The organism is Streptomyces sp. NPDC020731 (assembly GCF_044334705.1).
Lineage (GTDB): Bacteria > Actinomycetota > Actinomycetes > Streptomycetales > Streptomycetaceae > Streptomyces.
This window is the reverse complement of record NZ_JBIRTN010000009.1, coordinates 130380-154848: the sequence shown is the minus strand read 5'-3', so window position 1 is coordinate 154848 and position 24469 is coordinate 130380. Positions and strand designations below refer to the sequence as shown.

Genomic DNA, 24469 nt, shown 5'->3' with positions numbered 1-24469 from the left:
ACGACCGGGGCGGCTGTTTCCGTTTGTTGTCCGAACAGAGATCCACCCGGCGACCGGAACGGCTCAAACCCAGGTGTCCAGCCACATCCGCGCCCGCCAGTCGTCTATCGGGATCGGGGTGCCGGTGTAGATGGGCCAGAAGTAGATGAAGTTCCACGCGATCAGCAGGGTCAGCACGCCCGCCGCCGTCGCGCCCGCGACACGGCGGGTGTCGGTGGAGCGGGGCGGGCCGACGAGGGCGCCCAGGAGCATCGCCACGGCCAGGCAGAGGAAGGGGAGGAAGACGACGGCGTAGAAGAAGAAGATCGTGCGCTCCTGGTACAGGAACCAGGGTGCGTAACCGGCCGCGATGCCGCAGGCGATCGCGCCGGCCCGCCAGTCGCGGCGCAGCAGCCAGCGCCACAGGACGTACAGGAGCGCGAAGCAGGCCGCCCACCACAGCATGGGGGTGCCGAGGGCCAGCACCTCTTGGGCGCACTTCTCACCCGCGTCGACCGGGCAGCCGTCCGTGCCGGGGGCCGGGGACTCGTAGAAGTAGGAGACCGGGCGGCCGGTGACGATCCAGCTCCAGGGGTTGGACTCGTAGGTGTGCGGCGAGGACAGGCCGACGTGGAAGTCGTAGACCTGGTTCTCGTAGTGCCACAGGCTGCGCCACCAGTCGGGGAACAGCCAGGACCAGTCGCTGTCCTTGCCGTCCTTGGCCGCCCAGTCGCGGTAGTAGCCGCCGGTGCCGTCGGCCGGGGAGAGGATCCAGCCGATCCAGGAGGCGAGGTAGGTGACCACCGCCACCGGCACGGTCGACAGGAACGCCCAGCCCAGGTCGCGCCGCAGCACCGCAACCCGGGGGCGCCGGGCGCCCGCCACCCTGCGCGCGCCGACGTCCCACAGCACCGCCATCACACAGAACGCGGCCATGATGTAGAGGCCGTTCCACTTCGTGCCGATCGCCAGACCCAGCGTCACACCCGCCGCCAGGCGCCAGGGACGGAAGCCGATCCGGGTGTTCTCGGCGACGTACGCGTCCGGGCGGATCCGGCCGTCCGCGTCCACGGGCAGCGCCGCGGCGAGCTTCTCCCGCGCCCGGTCCCGGTCGACCACCAGAGCACCGAACGTCGCGAGCACGAAGAACATCAGCACGCCGTCGAGCAGCGAGGTCCGGCTCATCACGAAGTGCAGCCCGTCCACCGCCATCAGCGCGCCCGCGAGACAGCCGAGGAACGTGGAGCGGAACAGGCGCCGGCCGATCCGGCACAGCATCAGCACGGAGAGCGTGCCGAGCAGGGCCGTCATGAACCGCCAGCCGAACGGGTCGAAGCCGAACATCAGCTCGCCCAGCCCGATCACGTACTTGCCGACCGGCGGATGCACGACGTACGCCGCGTCCGTCGGGACGGGGACGGGACCGCCCGAGAGGATCAGATCGTTGGCGTTCTTGCCCCAGTTGACCTCGAACCCGCGGTGGACCAGCGCCCACGCGTCCTTGGCGTAGTACGTCTCGTCGAATATCACCGCCTTCGGGCTGTCCAGGTTCCAGAACCGGAGCACGCCCGCCAGCAGCGTGACCAGGAGCGGGCCGCCCCACCCCGACCAGCGGGTGATGCGCTCCGCGAGCACCGGCGGCACCCCGAACGTGTCCCACAGCCGCTTCGACGGCTCCGTGTACGGCGGGACCAGGCGGTCGCGGACGTCGTCCGCACGGACATCGGTCTCGCGGGCGTCATTTCTGGCCGGGCCCGACACCGGATAGCCGAAACGGCGCAGCCGCTGCTGCCACGACGGCCGCTCTTCGTACGGCGGCCGGTCCTGCCGGGTGTCCCTGGAGGACGCGGTACTGGTCACCGCGCCATCGTAGGGAACAGCGCTGTGTGAGTCCCGCGCATGGCCGGTATGCCCCGCCTCCGTCCGGTGCTGGGAGGATGGGGGAGTGACCGGAATCCTCGTACTCGCAGGCACCCCCATCGGCGACGTCTCCGACGCCCCGCCCCGGCTCGCGGAGGAACTGGCGGGCGCCGACGTCGTCGCCGCCGAGGACACGCGGCGGCTGCGGCGCCTCACCCAGGCGCTCGGCGTCACACCCGGGGGACGGGTCGTGTCGTACTTCGAGGGCAACGAGTCCGCCCGCACGCCCGAGCTGGTCGAGGAGCTGGCGGGCGGCGCGCGCGTGCTGCTGGTGACGGACGCCGGGATGCCGTCCGTGTCCGACCCCGGCTACCGGCTGGTCGCCGCGGCCGTCGAACGGGGCGTCAAGGTCACCGCGGTGCCGGGGCCGTCCGCGGTGCTCACCGCGCTCGCCCTGTCCGGGCTGCCCGTGGACCGGTTCTGCTTCGAGGGGTTCCTGCCCCGGAAGGCCGGCGAGCGGCTGGGACGGCTGCGCGAGGTCGCCGACGAGCGGCGCACCCTCGTCTACTTCGAGGCCCCGCACCGCCTCGACGACACGCTCGCCGCGATGGCCGAGGTGTTCGGCGGGGAACGCCGGGCCGCCGTCTGCCGGGAGCTGACCAAGACGTACGAGGAGGTCAAGCGGGGCCCGCTGGCCGAACTGGCCGCCTGGGCGGCGGAGGGGGTGCGCGGGGAGATCACCGTGGTGGTCGAGGGGGCGCCGGAGAAGGGGGCCGGGGAGACCGACGACGCCGAGCTGGTGCGGCGGGTGCGGGTGCGGGAGGAGGCCGGTGAGCGGCGCAAGGAGGCGATCGCGGCGGTGGCGGTGGAAGCGGGGGTTCCGAAGCGGCAGGTCTTCGATGCGGTGGTGGCCGCCAAGAACGCGGGGGCGTGACCGGCTCCAGGGGCGCGAAGCGGCCTCCGAGCAGGTCGCTTCTCCGGTGAGCGGGCGCCCCACGGGCAGGTGAAGCGGCCCGGCGGAAGGCAAAGCTCCGGCACCGTCCACGCGGCGGTCGGACAAGGGGACACCAAATCGTCGCCAACACTCGGCTGCCCCTCCTGCGCTCGCGGCCGTGGAGCAGTCCACTGGGAACCGGGACGGATCCGTCCCTCCAGCGGACCGACAGGAGTCGGGATGACCGAGATCACCGGGCAGGCCGCGCTGCGCGCGGGCGCCACCGCCGTCGTCAACGAGTCGTACTCCTTCGCCTGTATGCGCTGCGGGTACGGCTGGGAGCAGTCGTACGAGATAGAGCACCACACCGACGCCGACGGCCACGACTTCGTGATGTACGTGGCGGACGGCCGGATCGTCCCCTCCCCGCTGAACCGGCCGACGTGCCAGAACTGCGACGGCCACGTCGTACGGATCATGCGGCCGGGCCGGGTCGCCTCCGCGCGGGACGCCGCCCACCGCGAGCGCCGGGTGCCGCCCGCCGGGCCCGTCGAGGCGGTGTGGGAGCCCGGGGGAGCAGGGCCGGTGGAGGAGCATCACCACTGGCGGCTCTCCAGGCTGCTGCACCCCTTCCGCAGGGCCGGCTGACGCCCGCGCCGCTTCCGTAGGATCGGGGGCATGTCTTCGAACGCCCCCGACAAGAACGCCGCCCCGCCGCTCCCGGAGCCCCTGCGGGTGCCGGTCGCGGACTCGCACACCCACCTCGACATGCAGTCCGGCACCGTGGAGGAGGCCCTCGCCAAGGCCGCGTCGGTGGGTGTGACGACCGTGGTGCAGGTCGGCTGCGACCTCGAGGGGTCCCGGTGGGCGGCTCGGACGGCGGCGGCCCACGGCGCCGTGCACGCGACCGTCGCGCTGCACCCCAATGAAGCGCCCCGCATCGTGCACGGGGACCCGGACGGCTGGTCCCGGCAGGGTGCCCGCGAGCCGGGCGGGGACGCGGCACTGGACGAGGCGCTCGCCGAGATCGACCGGCTGGCCGCGCTGCCCCAGGTCAAGGGCGTCGGCGAGACCGGGCTCGACCACTTCCGCACCGGACCGGAGGGCAAGGAGGCGCAGGAGCGGTCCTTCCGCGCCCACATCGAGATCGCCAAGCGGCACGGCAAGGCCCTCGTCATCCACGACCGCGACGCCCACGCCGACGTCCTGCGCGTGCTGAAGGAGGAGGGCGCCCCCGAGCGCACCGTCTTCCACTGCTACTCCGGGGACGCCGAGATGGCGGAGATCTGCGCGAGCGCCGGGTACTACATGTCGTTCGCCGGCAACGTCACCTTCAAGAACGCGCAGAACCTGCGGGACGCGCTCGCCGTGGCCCCGCTGGAGCTGGTCCTGGTGGAGACCGACGCGCCGTTCCTGACGCCGGTGCCGTACCGGGGCCGGCCGGGCGCCCCGTACCTGGTGCCGGTGACCGTGCGCGCCATGGCGGCCGTACGGGGCGTCGACGAGGACACCCTCGCCGCCGCCCTCGGAGCGAACACGGCCCGCGCCTTCGGTTATCCACAGGCGTGACCTGCGGGGTCCCCGTGCCCCGTACCCTTGTCCCGTGACCAGTCCCACCCCCGACGCCCTCCTGGGCCCCGCCGACGTCCGCGAACTGGCGGCCGCCCTCGGCGTGCGGCCCACCAAGCAGCGCGGCCAGAACTTCGTCATCGACGCCAACACGGTCCGCCGTATCGTGCGCATCGCCGAGGTCCGCCCCGACGACGTGGTCGTCGAGGTCGGCCCGGGGCTCGGCTCGCTCACGCTGGCGCTGCTGGAGGCCGCCGACCGGGTCACCGCCGTCGAGATCGACGACGTCCTCGCCGCCGCGCTGCCCGCGACCGTCGCCGCCCGCATGCCCGGACGGGCCGAGCGGTTCGCCCTGGTCCACTCCGACGCGATGCACGTCACCGAGCTGCCGGGCCCCGCCCCGACCGCGCTGGTCGCGAACCTGCCCTACAACGTGGCCGTCCCGGTGCTGCTGCACATGCTCGAGAATTTCCCGAGCATCGAGCGCACCCTCGTCATGGTCCAGTCGGAGGTCGCCGACCGGCTCGCCGCCCCGCCCGGCTCGAAGGTGTACGGAGTGCCCTCGGTCAAGGCCAACTGGTACGCGGAGGTCAAGCGGGCCGGGGCCATCGGGCGGAACGTCTTCTGGCCCGCGCCGAACGTCGACAGCGGGCTGGTCTCGCTGGTCCGCCGCGCGGAGCCGCTGAAGACCGGCGCCTCCCGGCGCGAGGTGTTCGCCGTCGTGGACGCGGCCTTCGCCCAGCGCCGCAAGACGCTGCGGGCCGCGCTGGCCGGGTGGGCCGGTTCGGCGGCGGCGGCGGAGGCCGCCCTGGTCGCCGCCGGGGTGTCGCCGCAGGCCCGGGGCGAGTCGCTGACCGTCGAGGAGTTCGCGCGCATCGCCGAGAACGCCGGGAACGCCAAGAGCGCCAAGAACGCCGGGAACAAGGAGCAGGGTCAGCAGTGAGCGTCACCGTTCGCGTCCCCGCCAAGGTCAACGTCCAGCTCGCGGTCGGCGCGGCGCGGCCCGACGGCTTCCACGACCTGGCCAACGTCTTCCTCGCGGTGGGGCTGTACGACGAGGTCACGGTCACCGGCGCCGACGAGCTGCGTGTGACCTGTGCCGGCCCCGACGCCGGCCAGGTCCCCCTGGACCGCACGAACCTCGCCGCCCGCGCCGCCCTGGTGCTCGCCGAGCGGTACGGCCGTGACGCGGACGTGCACATCCACATCGCCAAGGACATCCCCGTCGCCGGTGGCATGGCGGGCGGCAGCGCGGACGGCGCGGGCGCGCTGCTCGCGTGCGACGCGCTGTGGGGGACGGGCGCCTCGCGCGAAGAGCTCCTCGACATCTGCGCCGAGCTGGGCAGTGATGTGCCGTTCAGCCTGGTGGGAGGGGCGGCGCTGGGCACCGGGCGGGGCGAGAGGCTGACGGAGCTGGAGGTGGGGGGCACCTTCCACTGGGTGTTCGCGATGGCCTCGCGGGGGCTGTCGACACCGGCGGTGTTCCGGGAGTTCGACCGGCTGGGGGAGGGGTCGGAGATTCCCGAGCCCGTGGCCTCGCAGGAACTGCTCGACGCGCTCGCCAAGGGGGACGCCGACGCGCTCGCCGCCGCCGTCTCCAACGACCTTCAGCCGGCTGCGCTGTCGCTGTTCCCCGAGCTGGCGGACACGCTCGCGGCGGGGCGGGCGGCGGGGGCGCTGGCCTCGCTGGTGTCGGGGTCGGGGCCGACCACGGCGTTCCTCGCCCGGGACGCGGAAGCGGCGGACGGGATCGCGGACGCCCTGCGGGCCTCCGGCACCTGCCGCACGGTGCGTGCGGCGGCAGGTCCCGTACCGGGTGCGACGGTCGTCTGAAGCGCTCAGGGCCGCGTTTCGACCGGGCCCAGGCCGATGGCGATGGTGGAAGGCTTGTCGACCTTGATCCGGTCGCGATGCCAACCCATGTGTACGTAGGACTGCGTCATCGGGTCGAGCTCGTAGACATGGATGAGAGGGCGGCCGGTGGTTCCGTCCCTGGACGGGATCCTGCTGCCTGCCCTCCACGGTAGCCGTCCGTTTCCGATCACGTCATTACAGGGGGTGACCGTCCCCTCGCGTTCCGGCCGCCCTCCGGCAGGGCCTACGCTTGAAAGCTGATCGATCCACCGGGCAGGAGAGTAATGGCCGTCAATCTGGTCAATGTCGAGAACGTCAGCAAGGTGTACGGGACGCGTGCGCTGCTCGACGGAATTTCCCTCGGCGTCTCCGAAGGGGACCGGATCGGGGTCGTGGGGCGCAACGGGGACGGCAAGACCACCCTCATCCGGATGCTGGCCCGGCTGGAGGAGGCCGACACCGGGCGGGTGACGCACTCCGGCGGGCTGCGGATCGGGGTGCTCACCCAACACGACTCCCTCGACCCCGGGGCGACCGTCCGGCACGAGGTCATCGGGGACATGGCCGACCACGAGTGGGCCGGGAACGCCAAGGTCAGGGACGTACTGACCGGGCTGTTCGGCGGGCTGGACCTGCCCGGGTTCCCCAAGGGCCTGGACACCGTCATCGGGCCGCTGTCCGGCGGTGAGCGGCGGCGGATCGCGCTCGCCAAGCTGCTCATCGAGGAGCAGGACCTGGTCGTCCTCGACGAGCCGACGAACCACCTCGACGTCGAGGGCATCGCCTGGCTCGCCCAGCACCTGCGCGAGCGGCGCTCCGCGCTCGTGTGCGTCACCCACGACCGCTGGTTCCTCGACCAGGTCTGCACCCGCATGTGGGACGTGCAGCGCGGTGACGTGTACGAGTACGAGGGCGGTTACTCCGACTACGTCTTCGCCCGCGCGGAGCGTGAGCGCATCGCCGCCACCGAGGAGGTCAAGCGGCAGAACCTGGTCCGCAAGGAGCTGGCCTGGCTGCGGCGCGGCGCTCCCGCGCGGACGTCCAAGCCGCGCTTTCGCGTGGAGGCCGCCAACGAGCTGATCAAGGACGTGCCGCCGCCGCGCGACAGCAGCGAGCTGATGAAGTTCGCCTCCTCGCGGCTCGGCAGGACGGTGTTCGACCTGGAGGACGTCACGGTCCATGCCGGGCCCAAGGTGCTGCTCGAGCACATCACCTGGCAGCTCGGGCCCGGGGACCGTATCGGTCTGGTCGGGGTCAACGGCGCCGGGAAGACGTCCCTGCTGCGGGCGCTGGCGGAAGCGGCCCGCAGCGAGGGCGAGGTCCAGCCCGCGGGCGGCCGGGTCCGGGTGGGCAGGACGGTCAAGCTCGCCTATCTCTCCCAGGAGGTCGCCGAACTCGACCCCACCTGGCGGGTGCTCCAGGCCGTACAGGCGGTGCGGGAGCGCGTCGACCTCGGCAAGGGGCGGGAGATGACCGCCGGGCAGCTGTGCGAGACGTTCGGCTTCAACAAGGACAAGCAGTGGACGCCGGTCGGGGACCTGTCCGGCGGTGAGCGGCGGCGGCTGCAGCTGCTGCGGCTGCTGATGGACGAGCCCAACGTCCTCTTCCTCGACGAGCCCACCAACGACCTCGACATCGAGACCCTCACCCAGCTCGAGGACGTCCTCGACGGCTGGCCCGGCTCGATGATCGTCATCTCCCACGACCGGTTCTTCGTCGAGCGCACCACCGACCGGGTGTTCGCCCTCCTCGGCGACGGCACCCTGCGGATGCTGCCGCGCGGGATCGACGAGTACCTGGAGCGCCGCAAGCGGATGGAGGAGGCTGCCGCGGCCGCCGTTTTGGCCGCGGTGCCTCAGGGTTCCGCGCCGGAGAGGAGCGCCGCCGACCAGCGCGCCGCCAAGAAGGAACTGCAGAAGATCGAGCGGCAGCTGGACAAGGTCTCCGAGAAGGAGACCAAGCTGCACGCCGCCATCGCCGAGCACGCCACCGACTTCGCGAAGGTGGCCGGACTCGACGCCGAGTTGCGGGAACTGGCCGGACAGCGGGACGAGCTGGAACTGCGCTGGCTGGAACTGGCGGAGGACGCCTGAGCCACCCGGCCCGTCCGCGTGCCGGGGGCGCGCGTGGAGTGAAGAGGGCGTGCTGTGCTTTCCGGGGGGATCCCCCCCCCGGACCCCCGCGCGTAACAGGGGCATCACGGGCCGGTCCTCCCTTGGGAACAGGGGAGGACGCGGCCCGGTGGCGTGTCGGTACCGGGTGATAGAAAGGGGCCCGTCTGAGAAACGTCTGAAGACGACTCTGGGTTCATCGCGTACCTCAGGGCGTGGCTAAAAATCAGTGAGCAAGGGGGGACGCGCTGATGACGCAGCCGCCGAACCAGCCGCCGCAGGGTGGCTTCGGAGCACCGCAGGATCCGCCGCCGGGGGGTGGCTTCGGGGCTCCGCAGACGCCCCCTCCGCCTCCGCAGGGTCCGCCACAGCCCGGATACGGGTATCCGCAGCAGCCGGGACCGTACAACTCCGGGCCGTACGCCTCCGGGCCCTACGGACAGCCGCAGCAGCCGGGGCCGTACGGGCAGCAGCCCGGGTACGGATACCCGCCGCAGCCGCAGTTCCCCGGGGCGCCCGGCACGCCACCGCCCGGCGGGCCCGGCTCCCGCAGCCCCTTCAAGGGTAAGCCCGCCATGATCATCGGCGCCGCCGTGGCCGCGCTGCTGGTGATCGGCGGCACCGTGTGGGCCGTCTCCGGTGACGACGGCAAGAAGGACAAGAAGCCCGTCGCCAAGCAGACCGACGCCCCCGAGCCGGGTGGCTCGTCCGGCGCCCCGGTCAACCCGGGCGACGGCAGCGGTGACGGCGGCGAGGACCCGGAGAACCTCAACGAGGGCCGCCAGGACGGTGAGTCCAAGGTGCTCTGGTACAAGGAGGCGCCCGACGCGCCCGGTTCCGGCGCCGACGCCCCCGGCATGTGGGTCACCGAGAAGACGGCCGTGAAGGCCGCCTACAAGGAGCTCTCCGCCTACAACGTCGGTGACGGCGAGCCCACCTGGGACACCATCGCCTTCCCGCAGGAGATATGCGCGGTCACGGAGGCGAAGACGGCCGACGACAAGGTCGTCATCGCCTACAAGAGCGGCAAGAGCGACAGCGCCAAGTGCAACCAGCTGCAGCTCGTCGACCTCAACACCGGCGAGAAGGGCTGGACCCAGGAAGTCGCCGAGGGCGCGCTGTTCGACTCCGTGCTCTCCATCGAGATGTCCCTCACCGGCAACACACTGATGGTGGGCCGCTCGCAGTCCGGCACGGCGTACGACGTGACCAGCGGCAAGAAGCTGTTCGACGCGAAGAAGTACGGCGACGCCCCCTGCTTCCCCGCCGCCTTCGCGGGCGGTGAGCGGCTGCTCCAGGTCGCGTCCTGCGGCGCCGGCGGCACCAACGAGCACGACGAGCTCCGGGAGCTCGACCCGAAGACCGGCAAGGTGAAGTGGACCCAGCCGTTCGACAAGGGGTGGCGCATCGAGCGCGCCTACTCCGTCGACCCGGTGGTCATCTACAGCACCAACGAGGACAAGAAGGCCTGGAACATCTCCGCCTTCACCGGCAGCGGCAAGTTCCGCTCCCAGGTCACCGTCGACGAGGACTTCGCCCCCGGCTGCGGCTGGGCCATCCTCGCGCGCGACCTCCAGGGCTGCGAGGGCGCCGTCGTCGACGGGAACACCCTCTACCTGCCCACCGAGGCGACCACCGGGGCCAACGAGATCGTCGCCATCAGCCTCGACAACGGCAAGGAGCGGTGGCGGGTCAAGTCCCCGGCCGAGGAGTCCATGCAGCCCGTGAAGGTCGAGGGCGGCAAGCTCATCGCCTACGTCGAGCCGTCGTACGACGCGGGCGGGCAGGTCGTGGCCATCCCCGTCAGCGGCAGCGACCACAAGCCGGCCGAGCTGATGCAGAACCCGCAGGGCGTCGCGGACGTCGAGAACAGCTTCTTCAGCAAGTCGATCGACTGGGTCGACGGACGCTTCTACATCTCGACCACACGACTGACCGGCAATGACGAGTCGAAGGAGAAGTTGATGCTCGCCTACGGCAAGTGAGGGTCGTACCCGTCCCCTTTCCGTCGCCCGTCGTCCCCTTCTCCGAGGTACTCACGTCATGACCCAGCCACCGCCTCCGCCGCCCAACCAGCCTCCGCAGCAGCCGGGGTTCGGGCCGCCGCAGCCGCCGTCCGCGCAGCCGCCGTCCGCTCCCGGTGGGCCTGATCTCAACAAGGCCCCCGAGCCCGGATACGGGTATCCGCAGACCCCGCCGACCCCGCAGACCCCTCCGGCCACGCCGCCGCCGGCTCCGCAGGGGCCCGGGTACGGGTACCCGCAGCAGCCGCCGGCCGCCGGGTACGGGTATCCGGGGCAGCCGCAGCCGGGGGCGTACGGGCAGCCGGGGGCATACGGGCAGCCCGGTTACGGGCAGCCCGGGTACGGGTACCCGCAGCCGCCGACCATGCCGATGCAGCCGCAACCGGGGGGTGGCGGGAAGAAGTTCAACGCGCAGGCCGCCATCATCGTCTCGGCGGTCGTGGCCATCGCCCTGATCGTCGGTGGCGGTGTCTGGTACGCGTCGTCGTCCGGCAAGGACGACGACAAGAAGAACACCGCGGAGACCGGCGAGGGCAAGAACAGGACGAACGGCGGCGGGGGAGGCGACAGTTCCTCCGGCGCCGAGGAGAAGGCGCCGGCCGACACCGGCTCCAAGGTGCTGTTCCAGGTGCCCGCGCCCAAGGTCCCCAAGGGCGTCACGAGCATCTCCACCTCCGGTTCCTGGCTGACCGACACGGTGTACGCCAAGAGCGGGATCGCCGAGATCGTCGGCTACGACCGTGCCAAGGGCACCGAGAAATGGACGATCGACCTGCCCGGACCGGTGTGCGAGGCCACCAACCGCGTCACCGAGGACAACAAGACGGCGATCACCTTCAAGCCCGCCATGCCGACCAAGGAGAACCCGCAGTCCTGCACGCAGGTCGCGGTGATCGACCTGGAGGCCGGCAAGCAGGTGTGGGCCAAGAACGCCAAGTCCGGCACCATGCCGATCAGCTTCAACAACGTCACGATCAGCGGCGGTACCGTCGCAGGGGGCAGCACCAGCGGCGGCGCCGCCTGGGAGATCGCCTCCGGCAAGCAGCTGTGGGCGCCCAAGACGTCCGACTCCTGCTACGACTCCGGGTACGGCGGCGGCGAGAAGCTCGTCGCGGTGCGCAAGTGCGGCACGTACGAGCAGCGGCAGCTGCACATCCAGACCATCGACCCGAAGACCGGGAAGGTGATCACCGAGTACAAGATGGACGAGGGCATCGAGTACGCCGCCGTCGTCTCTACCGATCCGCTGGTCGTGGCCGCAGACGTCGGTGACTCCGCGGGTGACGGCAGTGGCATCTCGGACTTCTTCTCCATCGACAACAAGACCGGCAAGCTGCGCACGCGCATCTCCGCACCGGGCGAGGAGTACGCGGCCCGCTGCGACGCCATCTACAAGCTGGAGAAGTGCAGCGGGCTGGCGGTCGGCAAGGACCGGCTGTACATCGCGACCGAGGAGCACGACGGCGCCGGGGAGTCGTACAGCCAGACCAACGAGGTCGTCGCCTTCGACCTGGCGACCGGCAAGCAGACCGGTCAGCGTGCCGACGCGGGTGACGGCTACACGATCACTCCGCTGCGGATGGACGGCGGCAACGTGCTGGCGTACAAGCGCCCGCCGTACGACAAGGGCGGGCAGATCGTCAGCATCGACGGCGGGACCTTCAAGCAGACGAAGCTGATGGAGAATCCGGCGACGGAGGCCGTGCGGGACGTGGAGGCGCGGATGTCCCCGGAATACGCGGAGATCCTGTTCTCGAAGGGCGGTCTGTACATGTCCGGTGTGTACGCCAGTGACTTCTCGTCGTCTTCGGACGAGAAGGAGTATTCGGTGATCGCTTTCGGTACGAGTTGATCGTTCGGTTTCTTTGTCATCGCGGCCCCGTCCCTGGTCAGGGACGGGGCCGCGGGCTTATCGCTCATCAGGTGCCCATCGCCGTCGAATGCGAGAATTTCGGCGATCCGGGGCGATTCTCGCCGGTAGGGGGAGCGCAACGTCGAACAAGCGTGTAGCTTCCGGGGGCATCCGGGGGTGCGTTGTCATGGGGGGTTGGTTGTTCGATGGGAGTGCGGCTGATGGTGGTCGACGACCACCGATTGCTCGCCGAGGCGTTGGCCTCGGCGTTGAAGCTGCGGGGGCACCGGGTGCTGGCGGCTGCGGCGCCGGCTTCCGGGGCGGCGGATCTGGTGATCAGCAGGGCGCCCGAGGTGTGTCTGCTGGGTACGGCGGCGCCGGCGGAGGCGGGGGCGTTCGACCCGGTGGTGAAGATCAAGCGGGAGCGGGCGCAGGTGGCGGTGGTCGTGCTGGGGCCGGTGCCGTCGCCGCGGGGCATCGCGGCGGCGTTCGCGGCGGGGGCGTCGGGATACGTGCGGCACGACGAGCGCATAGAGGGGGTCGAGCGGGCGATCATGAAGGCGCGGGCGGGGGAGGCCGCCGTGGCGCCGCAGTTGTTGCAGGGGGCGTTCGGGGAACTGCTGAATCCTGCGGCGCAGCCGGACGACGAGGGGGCGCGGTTGTTGCAGATGCTGACGCCTCGGGAGGTGGAGGTGCTGGTGCGGGTCGCCGACGGGGAGGACACCCGGCTGATCGCGGCGGGCATGGGCATCGCACCGTCCACGGCCCGGACGCATGTCCAGCGGGTCCTGATGAAACTGGGCGTGGGCTCCCGCCTGGAGGCGGCGGCCCTGGCCGCCCGGACGGGCCTGCTCGACCGCGCGGGCCCGGTGGGGGGCAGCGCTTAGACCTGCGGTGCGGGTCCGGGTCCGGGGTCCGGTGGGTGGATCGGGGGCGCGCACGCACCGACCTCTGCGGACGGCCACTCCCACCCCGTCACAGACGGCTGTACTCCCGCGGGCAGCCGCCGCCGTTCCCGCGGGCAGCCGCGCCGCCACTCCCGCGGGCAGCTGCCGCCGTTCCCGCGGGCAGCCGCGCCGCCGTTCCCGCGGGCAGTCGTGCCGCTGGGGCGGCACGGGTGGGCGCGACGGCACCCCGCAGGCGCCGGGCCGCGTGAACACCCCCCGCCCACACCGGCGCGGAGCACCTGCAAACGCGCCGGGCCGCACCTCCCGTACAGCGCCGCTTACTCCTCCCGTTCCCCCGGAACGACATCCGGCGGCGGCGGAGCCGTCGGCCTGAGCTTCAGCCAGAGCAGGAACAGCAGGCCGAGGACCAGCATCCCCAACCCCGTCCAGAGGTTGATGTTGACCCCCTCCGCCTTGTCGATGTCCGCATCGGACGCGGTGAATCCCGCGATCGTCACGATCACGCCGTACACGACGAACAACCCGCCGATGATCCGCCGGATGTCGAACAATCGTGCGGCCGTCGTGGACTTGGTCTCCAGCTCGGAGACCTCCCGCTGAAGATCACGCTCGGAATAGTGCTCGGACATGCTCTCTCCATCCTCCCGCGATCAGAACGAGAACGGGATGTAGCAGGCGGCGGCCAGGATCACCGCACCCCAGCCCAGCAACGCCGGCTTCCGGTACCACGCGTCGTCGCCCTCCGCGGGCGGCTCCGCCATGCCCGGGGAGCGCGTGCCGTAGACCAGGCCCTGGAGTTCCTCCGTCGGCTTGGGCGCGGTGAAGAGGGACACCGCGACCATGACCACCGCGCCCGCGACGAAGCCCGCGATCGCGGAGACGAAGTTGGCGCCCTGGTCGGAGGGGATGTCGATGATGCCCTGTTTGTAGATGACGAAGTAGTTGATCATCGCGGCGGTGGTGCCGGCGAGCAGGCCCCAGAAGCCGGACTTCATGGACGCCCGCTTCCAGAACATGCCGATGATGAAGACCACGAACATCGGCACGTTGAAGAAGGAGAACAGCGTCTGCAGGTAGCTCATGATGTTCGAGAACGAGGACGCGAGGAACGCCGTGCCGATGGAGGCGAGGACTCCGACCGCGGTGATCAGGCGGCCGAAGCGGACGTAGTACTCGTCCTCACGGTGCCTCACCACGTACTTCGCCCAGATGTCGGTGGTGAAGACGGTGTTGAAGGACGAGATGTTGGCCGCCATGCCGGCCATGAACGCGGCCAGCAGGCCGGTGACGGCGATGCCCAGGACGCCGTTGGGCAGGAGCTGCTGCATCAGGTACGGGATCGCGTCGTTGTACTGCAGGTCCGAGTCGCCCGTGCCGATCGCGGGGACCATCACGGCGGCGACCAGGCCCGGGATCATCACCAGGAACACGATGAAGATCTTCGGGAACGCGGCGATGAGCGGGGTGCGCTGGGCCGCCGAGAGGTTCTTGGCGGACAGGGCGCGCTGCACCTCGGCGAAGTTCGTCGTCCAGTAGCCGAAGGAGAGGACGAAGCCGAGTCCGAGGACGATGGTCAGCCAGTTGGCGCCGAGCGGGTTGTCGCTGCCGATGCCCGTGCCGCCCCAGGCGGTCATGAAGTCGTCGCCGCGTGACTCGGTGAGGGAGTCGGACAGGCCGTCCCAGCCGCCCACGCTCCTCAGGCCGAGCACCGTGATCGGGATGAGCGCGGCGAGGATGACGAAGAACTGCAGGACCTCGTTGTAGATCGCCGAGGACAGACCGCCGAGGGTGATGTAGGCCAGCACGAAGGCCCCGGCGACGACGATCGCCACCCACTGCGGCCAGCCCAGCAGCGCCTCGACCACGATCGCGAGGGCGTACAGGTTCACGCCGGCGATCAGGATGGCGGCGGCCGCGAAGAGGATCGAGCTGAACAGGTGGGCCGCCTTGTCGAAGCGCAGCAGCAGGAACTCGGGGACCGAGCGGACCTTGCTGCCGTAGTAGAACGGCATCATCACCAGGCCGAGGAAGACCATCGCGGGGATGGCGCCGATCCAGTACCAGTGGGTCGTGTAGACGCCGTACTGGGCGCTGTTGGCCGCCATGCCGAGGATCTCGGTGGCGCCGAGGTTGGCCGCGATGAAGGCCAGACCGGTGACCCAGGCGGGCAGGGAGCGGCCGGAGAGGAAGAAGTCGAGGCTGGTCTTGACCGAGCGGCGGGCGGCGAGGCCGATGCCCAGCACGACGACGAAGTAGATCCCGAGGATCGTGTAGTCCAGCCAGTTGGTGGGGAGCCGAAGCTCTGCGGCTAGATATGTGGGGGTTTGCATACACACTCGCTTCGTTCGCGAACTGATCCGGTGCGGAACCCATGCCTTCGTGTTCAGTAGTTGAACACTTCCCGTGACGTTCTTTGTTTGATCGTGATCAGCGAGGCTCGCTGGTGAGTTGTGATGTGTTATGTTTGATTGTGTTGATTGATTGGCGGGTGCGGAGGAGTGCGGCAGTGAAGAAGACCTCGACCCGGCTGGCCGACGGCCGCGAGCTCATCTACTACGACCTGGGTGACGACACGGTCCGCGACGCCGTCGACCGCCGTCCGCTGGACGCCACCGTCACCACGTCCGAGGTCCGCCGGGACGTGTTGCTGGGCGACTCCGTCGCCATCGCCTCCCACCGCCAGGGACGCACCTACCACCCACCGGCCGACGAATGCCCGCTGTGCCCCTCCGAGGGCGACCGGCTGAGCGAGATCCCGGACTCGTCGTACGACGTGGCCGTCTTCGAGAACCGTTTCCCCTCGCTGGCCGGGGACTCGGGCCGGTGCGAGGTCGTCTGCTTCACCTCCGACCACAACTCCTCCTTCGCCGGTCTGAGCGAGCGGCAGGCGCGACTGGTGCTCGACGCCTGGACCGACCGGACCTCCGAGCTGTCGCATCTGCCCTCCGTCGAACAGGTCTTCTGCTTCGAGAACCGGGGGGCCGAGATCGGCGTCACCCTCCAGCACCCGCACGGGCAGATCTACGCTTACCCCTTCACCACCCCCCGCACCGCCCTGATGCTGCGCCAAGTGGCCGCACACAAGGAGGCGACGGGCGGCGAGAACCTCTTCGACGCCGTGCTGGAGCGGGAACGGGCCGACGAGCGGATCGTCCTCGAGGGTGAACACTGGGTGGCCTTCGTGCCGTACGCGGCGCACTGGCCCTACGAGGTCCACCTCTACCCCAAGCGCCGGGTGCCCGACCTGCTCGGACTGGACGAGGCGGCGCGCACGGAGTTTCCCCGGGTGTATCTGGAACTCCTGAAGCGCTTCGACCGGATCTTCGGGGAGGGTGAGCCCCCGACGCCGTACATCGCGGCGTGGCACCAGGCGCCGTTCGGCACGCTGGAGGACTTCGAGGGCGTCACGCGTGACGACTTCGCGCTCCACCTGGAGCTTTTCACCATCCGCCGCACATCCGGCAAGCTGAAGTTCCTCGCGGGTTCCGAGTCGGGCATGAACGTGTTCATCAACGACGTGCCGCCGGAGCGCGCGGCCGAGCGACTGCGAGAGGTAGCGAGTTCATGAGCGGGAAGTACCTGGTGACGGGTGGGGCCGGTTACGTCGGCAGTGTGGTCGCCCAGCATCTGCTGGAGGCCGGCCACGAGGCCGTCGTGCTCGACAACCTCTCCACCGGCTTCCGGGAGGGTGTCCCCGCGGGTGCTTCCTTCATCGAGGGCGACATCCGCGACGCCGCCAAATGGCTGGACCCCTCCTACGACGGCGTGCTGCACTTCGCCGCGTTCTCCCAGGTCGGCGAGTCGGTGGCGAAGCCGGAGAAGTACTGGGACAACAACGTCGGCGGCACCATGGCGCTGCTCGGCGCGATGCGCGAGGCGGGCGTGCGCCGGCTGGTGTTCTCCTCCACGGCGGCGACGTACGGCGAACCCGAGCGGGTCCCGATCGTCGAGTCCGCGCCGACCAGCCCCACCAACCCGTACGGCGCCTCGAAACTCGCCGTCGACCACATGATCACCGGGGAGGCGGCGGCGCACGGTCTGGGCGCGGTCTCCCTGCGCTACTTCAACGTGGCCGGCGCGTACGGGCAGTACGGCGAGCGGCACGACCCCGAATCGCACCTCATCCCGCTCGTGCTGCAGGTGGCCCAGGGCCGGCGCGAGGCGATCTCCGTCTACGGCGACGACTACCCGACGCCCGACGGCACCTGCGTGCGCGACTACATCCACGTCGCCGACCTGGCCGAGGCCCATCTGCTCGCGCTGAACGCCGCCGCGCCGGGCGAGCACCTGATCTGCAACCTCGGCAACGGCAACGGCTTCTCCGTCCGCGAGGTCGTCGAGACGGTCCGCCAGGTCACCGGCCACCCGATCCCCGAGGTCGTGGCCCCCCGCCGGGGCGGCGACCCGGCGGCCCTGGTGGCGTCGGCCGCCACCGCCCGCGAGAAGCTGGGCTGGAACCCGTCGCGCGCCGACCTCACGGGGATCGTCGCGGACGCGTGGGAGTTCGCGCAGCAGCGCGCCGAGCAGGTCAAGTAGAACGTCACGAAGGGGCAGGGGTCAGGGCATGAGCGAGTCCAGCGAGGCCGTCGCGGGGTCCGTCGCCGAGCGGTTCGAGGAGCTGTACGGGGCCGCGCCGGACGGGGTGTGGGCGGCACCGGGCCGGGTCAACCTCATCGGCGAGCACACCGACTACAACGACGGCTTCGTCATGCCGTTCGCCCTGCCGCACACCGCGGTCGCGGCGGTGTCCCGGCGGGACGACGGCGTCCTGCGTCTGCACTCCGCCGACGTGGACGGGCCGGTCGTGGAACTGACGGTGGACGCCCTCACCCCCGAGTCCGACAAGCGGTGGACCGCCTACCCGGCGGGCGTGGTGTGGGCGCTGCGCGAGGCCGGGCACGCGGTGACCGGTGCCGACATCCACCTCGCCTCCTCGGTTCCGGCGGGGGCGGGCCTGTCGTCCTCGGCCGCCCTGGAGGTGGTGGTCGCGCTCGCGCTGAACGACCTGTTCGGCCTGGACCTGTGCGGCTGGCAGCTGGCCCGCCTGTCCCAGCGCGCGGAGAACGTCTACGTCGGCGCCCCCGTCGGCATCATGGACCAGACGGCCTCGGCCTGCTGCGAGACCGGCCACGCCCTGTTCCTCGACACCCGTGACCTCTCCCAGCGCCAGATCCCCTTCGACCTGGCCGCCGAGGGCATGCGCCTGCTTGTCGTCGACACCCAGGTCAAGCACAGCCACAGCGAGGGCGAGTACGGCAAGCGCCGCGCGGGCTGCGAGAAGGGCGCGGCCCTGCTGGGCGTCGACGCCCTGCGGGACGTCCCGTTCGCCGAACTGGACACGGCGCTGGAGCGGCTCGGCGACGAGGAGGAGGTCCGCCGGCTGGTCCGTCACGTGGTGACGGAGGACGAGCGGGTCGAGCGGGTCGTGTCCCTGCTGGAGGCCGGGGACACCCGCGCGATCGGCCCGGTCCTGGTCGAGGGACACGCCTCCCTGCGTGACGACTTCCGCGTCTCCTGCCCGGAGCTCGACCTGGTGGTGGACACCGCCGTCGCCGCCGGCGCCCTCGGCGCCCGCATGACCGGCGGCGGTTTCGGCGGCTCGGCCATCGTCCTGGCGGAGGAGGCCGACGTACCCGCCGTCACCAAGGCGGTGGAGGAAGCCTTCGCGGCGGCCGGCTTCACCGCTCCCCGCGTCTTCGGGGCGGTGCCGGCGGCGGGGGCGCGCCGGGTGGGCTGAGGCGGGGCGGCGGCGCCGGCCGGAGCCAGGCGTCACCGCCCGCGAAGCGTACGGGTGACACGAGGACGATGCGGATCGGGCCGGGTTCGCGGTCATGGCGTGGCGGCCCCTTCCGCGGTGTCCGTGGCACGGCACCCGGAGGCGCGTGAGGGCGAGCCGCGCGTGGACGAGACGCCAAAACGGCTCCGACCGTCCGGATCAGGCCAGCCGCTTGGTGAGGGTGTACTCCGTGATCCCCGGCGGGTAGTCGGGGATCACGCAGACCACCTCGTAGCCCTGGCGCCGGTAGAAGTGGGGGGCCTGGAAGTCCCAGGTCTCCACGCGGGAGGCCGCGCAGGCGCGTTCGGCGGCGGCGATGCGTTCCGCTTCCGCGAGGAGCCCGGAGCCCAGGCCCGCTCCCCGGTGGGGGGCGTCGACCCACAGGTGGGTCACGTGCAGCCAGGCCGTCCAGGTGTGGCCGACCAGGCCGCCGGCCAGTTCGCCGTTCGCATCCAACGCCCACACGTGCAAAGGCGATTCGCGCTCGCCCGGGGTTCCGCGCAGCGCCCGCAGGATCGGGGAGGCCGCGGTGTTCGTGTCCCGCAGCCGCCTGCGGAGCAGATCACGTCGGGCCTTGTCGACTTCTGTCTCAAGACGAAACATGCGGCTCACCATAAACGCGTAAGGCCGCCAGTTCTGCAAATAACCTTCCGCTCCCGGCCCCCGCCCGTACCCTGATGAACGGTGCCGGTGGGGGCCGGCGCCGTTCAGGGGGCGAGACAGTCGGGTACGGCGTCCGAGGTGGGGTGGCGGTTGTCGCGCGGCGGCGGCCGTGCGGCTGCGGTGGCCCGTCCCACGTCCGGTCAGTGAAGTGACAGGGGCCTCGGCGTCGTACCCGCGCCGGTGTCGTCTTCCGACGATGGGGTAATCCCCTGCTCCGTGAGGAGCTCGGGGAAGGGGGTTTCGTGGTTCGCATTCGAGTCCTGGTCGTCGACGACCATCGCATCTTCGCCGAGTCACTGGCCGCGGCCCTGGCCGCAGAGCCCGACGTCGACGTGTCCGCGGCGGGCAGCGGCCCGGCCGCGCTGCGCTGTCTGGAGCGGGCGGTTGCCGAGGGACGGCGGTTCGACGTGCTGCTCGTCGACGCCGACCTGGGCGGCAAGGTGCCGGGCGGCCGGCCGGCCGTCCCCGTGCAGGCCGGTGACGAGGACGGACTCGTCGACGGGATGTCGCTGGTCACCGGGGTGCGTTCGGCACAGCCGCAGGTACGGATCGTCGTCCTCGCCGAGAAGGACGATCCGGCCCGGGCCGCGCTCGCCCTGCAGGCGGGAGCCTCCGGGTGGGTGGCCAAGGACTGCTCGCTGAACCGGCTGCTCACCGTCATCCGGGGAGTGCTGCGCGACGAGACGCATCTGCCGCCCGCGCTGCTGACGGGTGTGCTGCGGGAGTTGACCGCCGCCCGGCGGCACCGCACGGAGAGCGAACGGCTCGTGGAGTCCCTGACCCCGCGCGAGCGGGAGGTGCTGCGGTGCATGGTCGCGGGGCTGGGGCGCAAGGCGGTCGCCGAGCGCCTGTACCTGTCCCCGCACACCGTGCGGACCCACATGCAGAACGTCCTCGGGAAGCTGGGCGTGCACTCCACCCTCGCCGCGGTGGCCCTCGCCCGGCGGGCGGGTGTCGGACCCGTCGACCTAACCGGGGACGTTGTCGAACGGGGCGGTCAACTGGCGTAGCAGCCCCGCCAGTTCGCTGCGCTGGGCGTGGGTGAGTTCCCCGAGGATCGCCCGCTCCTGCATCAGCAGCCCGGCCAGTGCCTGGTCGGCGCGGTCGCGGCCCTCGTCCGTGAGCCGGACCAGGACACCGCGCCGGTCACTGGGGTCGGGCAGCCGCTCCACCAGGCCCTTCTTGGTGAGGCGGTCGATGCGGTTGGTCATCGTGCCCGAGGTGACGAGCGTCTGCGTGAGGAGCTGCCCCGGCGAGAGCTGGTACGGGGTGCCCGCGCGGCGCAGCGCGGTCAGGACGTCGAACTCCCAGGACTCCAGCCCGTGCTCGGTGAAGGCGAGCCGACGTGCCCGGTCCAGGTGCCGGGCCAGTCTGCTCACCCGGCTGAGCACCTCGAGCGGTTCCACGTCGAGGTCCGGGCGCTCCCGGCGCCATGCTGCGACCAGCCGATCGACCTCGTCCTCCATGACGATCAGTGTAGTGGTTGTGTCGATGTGAAGTCTCTTGATGTCGAGTCTCTTGACGTCGAGATGAGTGGAGGGTGAGGCTGGGTACCCGTCCACCGGAATTCGGGAGGCCCCATGTCCGCAGTGACCCCTGTCTGGGACCCCGCCCAGTACCTGCGTCACGCCGGTCACCGCACCCGGCCCTTCACCGACCTGCTCGCCCGCGTCCCGGACCTCCCGGGGGACCCGCCCCGCATCGCCGACCTCGGCTGCGGCGCCGGAAACGTCACGGCCCTGCTCGCCGACCGCTGGCCCGCCGCCCGCATCACCGGCTACGACAACTCGCCCGAGATGCTCGACCGGGCCCGCGCCGACCACGAGGGCGGCAGGCTCGACTTCGCCCACGCCGACGTCCGTACCTGGGTGCCGGACGGGTCGTACGGCCTGATCGTCAGCAACGCCACGCTGCAGTGGGTTCCGGGTCATGTGGAGCGATTCCGTGACTGGGTCGAAGGGATCGCCCCCGGCGGCACCTTCGCCTTCCAGGTGCCCGGCAACTTCGACGCCCCCAGCCACACCCTGCTGCGCGAACTCACCGCCTCCCCGCGCTGGCGGGGCCGTCTGGCCGGCGTCCCGCGCCACGACGACGCCGTACTCCGGCCGGAGGTCTACCTGGAGCGGCTGACCGCCCTCGGCTGCACGGCCGACGCCTGGGAGACGACGTACGTCCACCTGCTGACCGGGAAGGACCCGGTCCTCGACTGGGTCAAGGGCACGGGCCTGCGTCCCGTCCTGACGGCTCTGGCGGACGATCCCGAGGCCCGCGACGCGTTCGTCGACGCGTACCGGTCCGCCCTGCGAGCGGCCTATCCGGCCGGCCCCCACGGCACCCCGTTCCCGTTCCGCCGCGTCTTCGCGGTCGCCGTCAGGGAGGCGTGATGCTCACCGCCGTCGACCATGTGCAGCTCGCCGCCCCGTTCGGCTCCGAGGAGCGGCTGCGCGCGTACTACGCCGATGTCCTCGGCATGACCGAGACGCCGAAGCCGCCGGTCCTGGCGGCGCGCGGCGGCTGCTGGTTCGAGGCCGGAGACGTACGTCTCCATCTGGGCATCGAGGACGGCTTCCGCCCCTCCGGGAAGGCCCACCCCGGTCTGCTGGTGACCGGCATCGAGGCGTACGCCACCCGCCTGGCCGCCCACGGCGCCCCGGTCACCTGGGACGACAACCTCCCGGGCCACAGGCGTTTCTACTCCGAGGACCCGGTGGGCAACCGGCTGGAGTTCCTGGAGCCGGTCGGCTGACGGTCCCGCTGTCAGAGGGGTCCCTCCGCCTGCCGCCGCCGGTGATCGGCGACGGCCAGGGCGTCTTCCATGCCCTTGATCACCCGGGGAGCGACGAGGAGTGCGGTCGCGCCGCTGCCGTCGGTGATCACAACGGGCTCGTTGCTGCCGGCCAGTCGGCGGACCAGCTCGTCCAACCGGGCGGCGGCCTCGCCGATCGTCATTTCGGTCACGCCCGCACGATTCCACACGGTGGGCCGTGCGTTCAGCTCTTCCGGTGACCTATCAGCCGAGGCTTCGGCTCCAGGCCGTCCAGGCCGTGCCAGGCCAGGTTGACCAGGTGGGCCGCCACCTCCGCCTTCCTCGGCTTGCGGACGTCCAGCCACCACTGACCCGTCAGCGCGACCATCCCCACCAGGGCCTGCGCGTACAGCGGGGCCAGCTTGGGGTCGAAGCCGCGGCTCTTGAACTCGCGGACCAGGATGTACTCCACCTGGGTGGCGATGTCCGAGATCAGCGAGGCGAAGGTGCCCGTCGACTGGGGGATGGGGGAATCACGGACCAGGATGCGGAAGCCGTCCGTGTACTCCTCGATGTAGTCCAGCAGCGCGAACGCGGCCTGCTCGCACAGCTCGCGCGGATGACCGGCCGTCAGCGAACCCGTCACCATGTCCAGCAGGCGCCGCATCTCGCGGTCCACCACCACCGCGTACAGGCCCTCCTTGCCGCCGAAGTGCTCGTACACCACCGGCTTGGAGACCCCGGCCTTCGCCGCGATCTCCTCCACCGACGTGCCCTCGAAGCCCTTCGAGGCGAAGAGCGTGCGACCGATCTCCAGCAGCTGCTGACGCCGCTCGGCACCGGTCATCCGGGTGCGACGAACTCGCCGCGGCTTGTCATTGCTGGGGGTGCTGCTCGAGTCGGTCGCCACGGCGACCATCATGCCGCCTCGACGGACTCCGTCCCCTGCCGGGCGCCGCCTTCCGAGGTGTCACGGCGTGAATCGATACGCGAGCGTGACGGCCACCGCACGTCGTACGCCCAGCCCAGCTGCTCGAACCAGCGGATCAGACGGGCGGACGAGTCCAACTGCCCGCGCTCCACACCGTGCCGCGCGGACGTCGGGTCGGCGTGGTGCAGGTTGTGCCAGGACTCGCCGCACGACAGGACCGCCAGCCACCACACGTTGCCCGAACGGTCCCGTGACTTGAAGGGACGCTTGCCGACCGCGTGACAGATCGAGTTGATCGACCACGTCACGTGGTGCAGCAGCGCCACCCGGACGAGCGACCCCCAGAAGAACCCGGTGAACGCGCCCCACCAGGACATGGTGACCAGACCGCCGATCAGCGCGGGCAGCGCCAGCGACAGCATCGTCCACAGGACGAACTGCCGGGAGATCGCCCGCAGCGTCCCGTCCTTGATCAGGTCCGGCGCGTACTTCTCCTGCGAGGTCTGCTCCTCATCGAACATCCAGCCGATGTGCGCCCACCACAGGCCCTTCATCAGCGCCGGCACCGTCTCCCCGTACTTCCACGGCGAATGCGGGTCGCCCTCGGCGTCGGAGAACTTGTGGTGCTTGCGGTGGTCGGCCACCCACCGCACCAGCGGGCCCTCCACCGCCATCGACCCCGCGATCGCCAGCGCGATCCTCAGCGGCCGCTTCGCCTTGAACGAACCGTGCGTGAAGTGACGGTGGAAGCCGATGGTGATGCCGTGACAGCCGAGGTAGTAGAAGAAGACCAGCAGGCCGAGGTCCAGCCAGCTCACCCCCCACCCCCACGCCAGCGGCACCGCCGCCACCAGCGCCAGGAAGGGGACGGTGATGAAGAGCAGCAGTGTGATCTGCTCGATGGAGCGCTTGCGCTCACCGCCCAGTGTGGCGGAGGGCACGGCGTCGTCGGGTCCGGGTTGCTTCGGGGCTTCATCGATCACGTCGGAGCTTGAGGTCATGCGTGTCCCCTGTGGGGTATGCGGACTGAGGGTGGGTGCCGGGCCGCCGGAACCGTACGGTGTTCCTACGCCTCCGTAACCTACGGCAACGTAAGTATTGCAGTGCGTCGCCCGGCGGCAAGAGCCCGTGAGCCTGCGCGTCCGGGTCGACACCTATCCTTGAAGTCGGTCGGACAGCGCGGTCCGCTCTGATTTCTTCCCGGACGTCAGGCCCGCAAGCGGCACACGCCGCGCGGGACGCTGTCCGGGTTCCCTCCCAGA

Annotated in this window: 23 protein-coding genes; 15 read left to right on the top strand and 8 right to left on the bottom strand. The window is 71.0% G+C overall.

The window, feature by feature from the left end:
- Positions 1–63 precede the first annotated feature (63 nt).
- On the bottom strand, positions 64–1839 hold the full coding sequence (locus ACH4VX_RS16070; RefSeq protein ID WP_398368021.1) for a dolichyl-phosphate-mannose--protein mannosyltransferase: 1776 nt from the start codon (positions 1837–1839) through the stop codon (positions 64–66).
- 85 nt (positions 1840–1924) lie between these two features.
- Here ACH4VX_RS16070 and rsmI point away from each other — a divergent pair, with 85 nt between their 5' ends.
- The 9 genes from rsmI to ACH4VX_RS16025 all read left to right on the top strand — a co-directional run bounded on the left by rsmI (position 1925) and on the right by ACH4VX_RS16025 (position 13070).
- A complete protein-coding gene (gene rsmI / locus ACH4VX_RS16065; RefSeq protein ID WP_398368020.1) occupies positions 1925–2773 on the top strand; it encodes a 16S rRNA (cytidine(1402)-2'-O)-methyltransferase in 849 nt (282 codons plus the stop codon).
- A 240-nt stretch (positions 2774–3013) separates the two neighbouring features.
- Positions 3014–3421 (top strand): hypothetical protein, encoded by a 408-nt coding sequence (locus ACH4VX_RS16060; RefSeq protein ID WP_398368019.1) that lies wholly within the window; start codon positions 3014–3016, stop codon positions 3419–3421.
- A 30-nt stretch (positions 3422–3451) separates the two neighbouring features.
- Positions 3452–4342 (top strand): TatD family hydrolase, encoded by an 891-nt coding sequence (locus ACH4VX_RS16055; protein WP_398368018.1) that lies wholly within the window; start codon positions 3452–3454, stop codon positions 4340–4342.
- A gap of 34 nt (positions 4343–4376) precedes the next feature.
- Positions 4377–5285, top strand: a complete 909-nt coding sequence (rsmA, locus tag ACH4VX_RS16050; RefSeq protein WP_398368017.1) for a 16S rRNA (adenine(1518)-N(6)/adenine(1519)-N(6))-dimethyltransferase RsmA — start codon at positions 4377–4379, stop codon at positions 5283–5285.
- Positions 5282–6175, top strand: coding sequence for a 4-(cytidine 5'-diphospho)-2-C-methyl-D-erythritol kinase (locus ACH4VX_RS16045; RefSeq protein ID WP_398368016.1), 894 nt, complete (start codon positions 5282–5284; stop codon positions 6173–6175). The genes rsmA and ACH4VX_RS16045 overlap by 4 nt, the downstream gene beginning before the upstream one ends.
- A gap of 305 nt (positions 6176–6480) precedes the next feature.
- Entirely contained in the window at positions 6481–8289 is a 1809-nt protein-coding gene (locus ACH4VX_RS16040) for an ABC-F family ATP-binding cassette domain-containing protein (RefSeq protein ID WP_398368015.1), read from the top strand.
- Between the two features lie 269 nt (positions 8290–8558).
- Positions 8559–10292 (top strand): PQQ-binding-like beta-propeller repeat protein, encoded by a 1734-nt coding sequence (locus ACH4VX_RS16035; protein WP_398368014.1) that lies wholly within the window; start codon positions 8559–8561, stop codon positions 10290–10292.
- 58 nt (positions 10293–10350) lie between these two features.
- Positions 10351–12183: a PQQ-binding-like beta-propeller repeat protein gene (locus ACH4VX_RS16030; RefSeq protein ID WP_398368013.1), complete on the top strand. Its 1833-nt coding sequence runs from the start codon at positions 10351–10353 to the stop codon at positions 12181–12183.
- A gap of 206 nt (positions 12184–12389) precedes the next feature.
- The gene (locus ACH4VX_RS16025) at positions 12390–13070 is read left to right on the top strand and encodes a LuxR C-terminal-related transcriptional regulator (RefSeq protein WP_398368012.1); all 681 of its coding nucleotides are present in this window, start codon (positions 12390–12392) and stop codon (positions 13068–13070) included.
- A 338-nt stretch (positions 13071–13408) separates the two neighbouring features.
- Here ACH4VX_RS16025 and ACH4VX_RS16020 read toward each other — a convergent pair whose 3' ends face one another.
- Positions 13409–13720, bottom strand: coding sequence for a hypothetical protein (locus ACH4VX_RS16020; RefSeq protein WP_398368011.1), 312 nt, complete (start codon positions 13718–13720; stop codon positions 13409–13411).
- A gap of 21 nt (positions 13721–13741) precedes the next feature.
- Complete coding sequence (locus ACH4VX_RS16015) at positions 13742–15421, bottom strand: sodium:solute symporter family protein (protein WP_398368010.1); 1680 nt, start codon at positions 15419–15421, stop codon at positions 13742–13744.
- A gap of 176 nt (positions 15422–15597) precedes the next feature.
- Here ACH4VX_RS16015 and galT point away from each other — a divergent pair, with 176 nt between their 5' ends.
- Genes galT through galK form a run of 3 tightly spaced genes read left to right on the top strand, consistent with a single transcriptional unit; the run spans position 15598 to position 18828 of the window.
- Entirely contained in the window at positions 15598–16659 is a 1062-nt protein-coding gene (gene galT / locus ACH4VX_RS16010; RefSeq protein ID WP_398368009.1) for a galactose-1-phosphate uridylyltransferase, read from the top strand.
- Entirely contained in the window at positions 16656–17627 is a 972-nt protein-coding gene (galE, locus tag ACH4VX_RS16005; protein WP_398368008.1) for a UDP-glucose 4-epimerase GalE, read from the top strand. The genes galT and galE overlap by 4 nt, the downstream gene beginning before the upstream one ends.
- Before the next feature lie 28 nt (positions 17628–17655).
- The gene (gene galK / locus ACH4VX_RS16000) at positions 17656–18828 is read left to right on the top strand and encodes a galactokinase (RefSeq protein ID WP_398368007.1); all 1173 of its coding nucleotides are present in this window, start codon (positions 17656–17658) and stop codon (positions 18826–18828) included.
- A 198-nt stretch (positions 18829–19026) separates the two neighbouring features.
- Here galK and ACH4VX_RS15995 read toward each other — a convergent pair whose 3' ends face one another.
- Positions 19027–19482 carry a GNAT family N-acetyltransferase gene (locus ACH4VX_RS15995; RefSeq protein WP_398368006.1) on the bottom strand — a complete coding sequence of 152 codons (456 nt, stop codon included), beginning with the start codon at positions 19480–19482 and terminating at the stop codon, positions 19027–19029.
- A 290-nt stretch (positions 19483–19772) separates the two neighbouring features.
- Between ACH4VX_RS15995 and ACH4VX_RS15990 the strand changes: the two genes are divergently transcribed.
- Entirely contained in the window at positions 19773–20540 is a 768-nt protein-coding gene (locus ACH4VX_RS15990; protein WP_398368005.1) for a LuxR C-terminal-related transcriptional regulator, read from the top strand.
- On the opposite strand, the gene ACH4VX_RS15985 is transcribed toward ACH4VX_RS15990, so the two are convergent.
- A complete protein-coding gene (locus ACH4VX_RS15985) occupies positions 20499–20996 on the bottom strand; it encodes a MarR family winged helix-turn-helix transcriptional regulator (RefSeq protein ID WP_398368004.1) in 498 nt (165 codons plus the stop codon). The two genes, ACH4VX_RS15990 and ACH4VX_RS15985, sit on opposite strands and share 42 nt — an antisense overlap.
- 114 nt (positions 20997–21110) lie before the next feature.
- Here ACH4VX_RS15985 and ACH4VX_RS15980 point away from each other — a divergent pair, with 114 nt between their 5' ends.
- Together ACH4VX_RS15980 and ACH4VX_RS15975 are read left to right on the top strand one after the other, a co-directional pair.
- Positions 21111–21914 carry a trans-aconitate 2-methyltransferase gene (locus tag ACH4VX_RS15980; protein WP_398368003.1) on the top strand — a complete coding sequence of 268 codons (804 nt, stop codon included), beginning with the start codon at positions 21111–21113 and terminating at the stop codon, positions 21912–21914.
- Positions 21914–22276, top strand: a complete 363-nt coding sequence (locus tag ACH4VX_RS15975; protein ID WP_398368002.1) for a VOC family protein — start codon at positions 21914–21916, stop codon at positions 22274–22276. The genes ACH4VX_RS15980 and ACH4VX_RS15975 overlap by 1 nt, the downstream gene beginning before the upstream one ends.
- An 11-nt stretch (positions 22277–22287) precedes the next feature.
- Here the strand turns inward: ACH4VX_RS15975 and ACH4VX_RS15970 are convergent, their stop codons facing one another.
- Genes ACH4VX_RS15970 through ACH4VX_RS15960 form a run of 3 tightly spaced genes read right to left on the bottom strand, consistent with a single transcriptional unit; the run spans position 22288 to position 24208 of the window.
- On the bottom strand, positions 22288–22488 hold the full coding sequence (locus tag ACH4VX_RS15970) for a type II toxin-antitoxin system prevent-host-death family antitoxin (RefSeq protein WP_398368001.1): 201 nt from the start codon (positions 22486–22488) through the stop codon (positions 22288–22290).
- A 32-nt stretch (positions 22489–22520) separates the two neighbouring features.
- Positions 22521–23198: a TetR family transcriptional regulator gene (locus ACH4VX_RS15965; RefSeq protein WP_398368000.1), complete on the bottom strand. Its 678-nt coding sequence runs from the start codon at positions 23196–23198 to the stop codon at positions 22521–22523.
- A complete protein-coding gene (locus ACH4VX_RS15960; RefSeq protein WP_398367999.1) occupies positions 23195–24208 on the bottom strand; it encodes an acyl-CoA desaturase in 1014 nt (337 codons plus the stop codon). The genes ACH4VX_RS15965 and ACH4VX_RS15960 overlap by 4 nt, the downstream gene beginning before the upstream one ends.
- Positions 24209–24469: the final 261 nt, after the last annotated feature.

What these genes read in the sequence shown, in the direction of transcription:
- ACH4VX_RS16060 (WP_398368019.1), top strand. Translation starts at nt 3,014, where the DNA reads ATGACCGAGATCACCGGGCAGGCCGCGCTGCGCGCGGGCGCCACCGCC.
- ACH4VX_RS16055 (WP_398368018.1), top strand. Translation starts at nt 3,452, where the DNA reads ATGTCTTCGAACGCCCCCGACAAGAACGCCGCCCCGCCGCTCCCGGAG.
- ACH4VX_RS16040 (WP_398368015.1), top strand. Translation starts at nt 6,481, where the DNA reads ATGGCCGTCAATCTGGTCAATGTCGAGAACGTCAGCAAGGTGTACGGG.
- ACH4VX_RS16035 (WP_398368014.1), top strand. Translation starts at nt 8,559, where the DNA reads ATGACGCAGCCGCCGAACCAGCCGCCGCAGGGTGGCTTCGGAGCACCG.
- ACH4VX_RS16030 (WP_398368013.1), top strand. Translation starts at nt 10,351, where the DNA reads ATGACCCAGCCACCGCCTCCGCCGCCCAACCAGCCTCCGCAGCAGCCG.
- ACH4VX_RS16025 (WP_398368012.1), top strand. Translation starts at nt 12,390, where the DNA reads ATGGGAGTGCGGCTGATGGTGGTCGACGACCACCGATTGCTCGCCGAG.
- ACH4VX_RS16020 (WP_398368011.1), bottom strand. Translation starts at nt 13,720, where the DNA reads ATGTCCGAGCACTATTCCGAGCGTGATCTTCAGCGGGAGGTCTCCGAG.
- ACH4VX_RS16015 (WP_398368010.1), bottom strand. Translation starts at nt 15,421, where the DNA reads ATGCAAACCCCCACATATCTAGCCGCAGAGCTTCGGCTCCCCACCAAC.
- galE (WP_398368008.1), top strand. Translation starts at nt 16,656, where the DNA reads ATGAGCGGGAAGTACCTGGTGACGGGTGGGGCCGGTTACGTCGGCAGT.
- galK (WP_398368007.1), top strand. Translation starts at nt 17,656, where the DNA reads ATGAGCGAGTCCAGCGAGGCCGTCGCGGGGTCCGTCGCCGAGCGGTTC.
- ACH4VX_RS15995 (WP_398368006.1), bottom strand. Translation starts at nt 19,482, where the DNA reads ATGGTGAGCCGCATGTTTCGTCTTGAGACAGAAGTCGACAAGGCCCGA.
- ACH4VX_RS15985 (WP_398368004.1), bottom strand. Translation starts at nt 20,996, where the DNA reads ATGGAGGACGAGGTCGATCGGCTGGTCGCAGCATGGCGCCGGGAGCGC.
- ACH4VX_RS15980 (WP_398368003.1), top strand. Translation starts at nt 21,111, where the DNA reads ATGTCCGCAGTGACCCCTGTCTGGGACCCCGCCCAGTACCTGCGTCAC.
- ACH4VX_RS15975 (WP_398368002.1), top strand. Translation starts at nt 21,914, where the DNA reads ATGCTCACCGCCGTCGACCATGTGCAGCTCGCCGCCCCGTTCGGCTCC.
- ACH4VX_RS15965 (WP_398368000.1), bottom strand. Translation starts at nt 23,198, where the DNA reads ATGATGGTCGCCGTGGCGACCGACTCGAGCAGCACCCCCAGCAATGAC.
- ACH4VX_RS15960 (WP_398367999.1), bottom strand. Translation starts at nt 24,208, where the DNA reads ATGACCTCAAGCTCCGACGTGATCGATGAAGCCCCGAAGCAACCCGGA.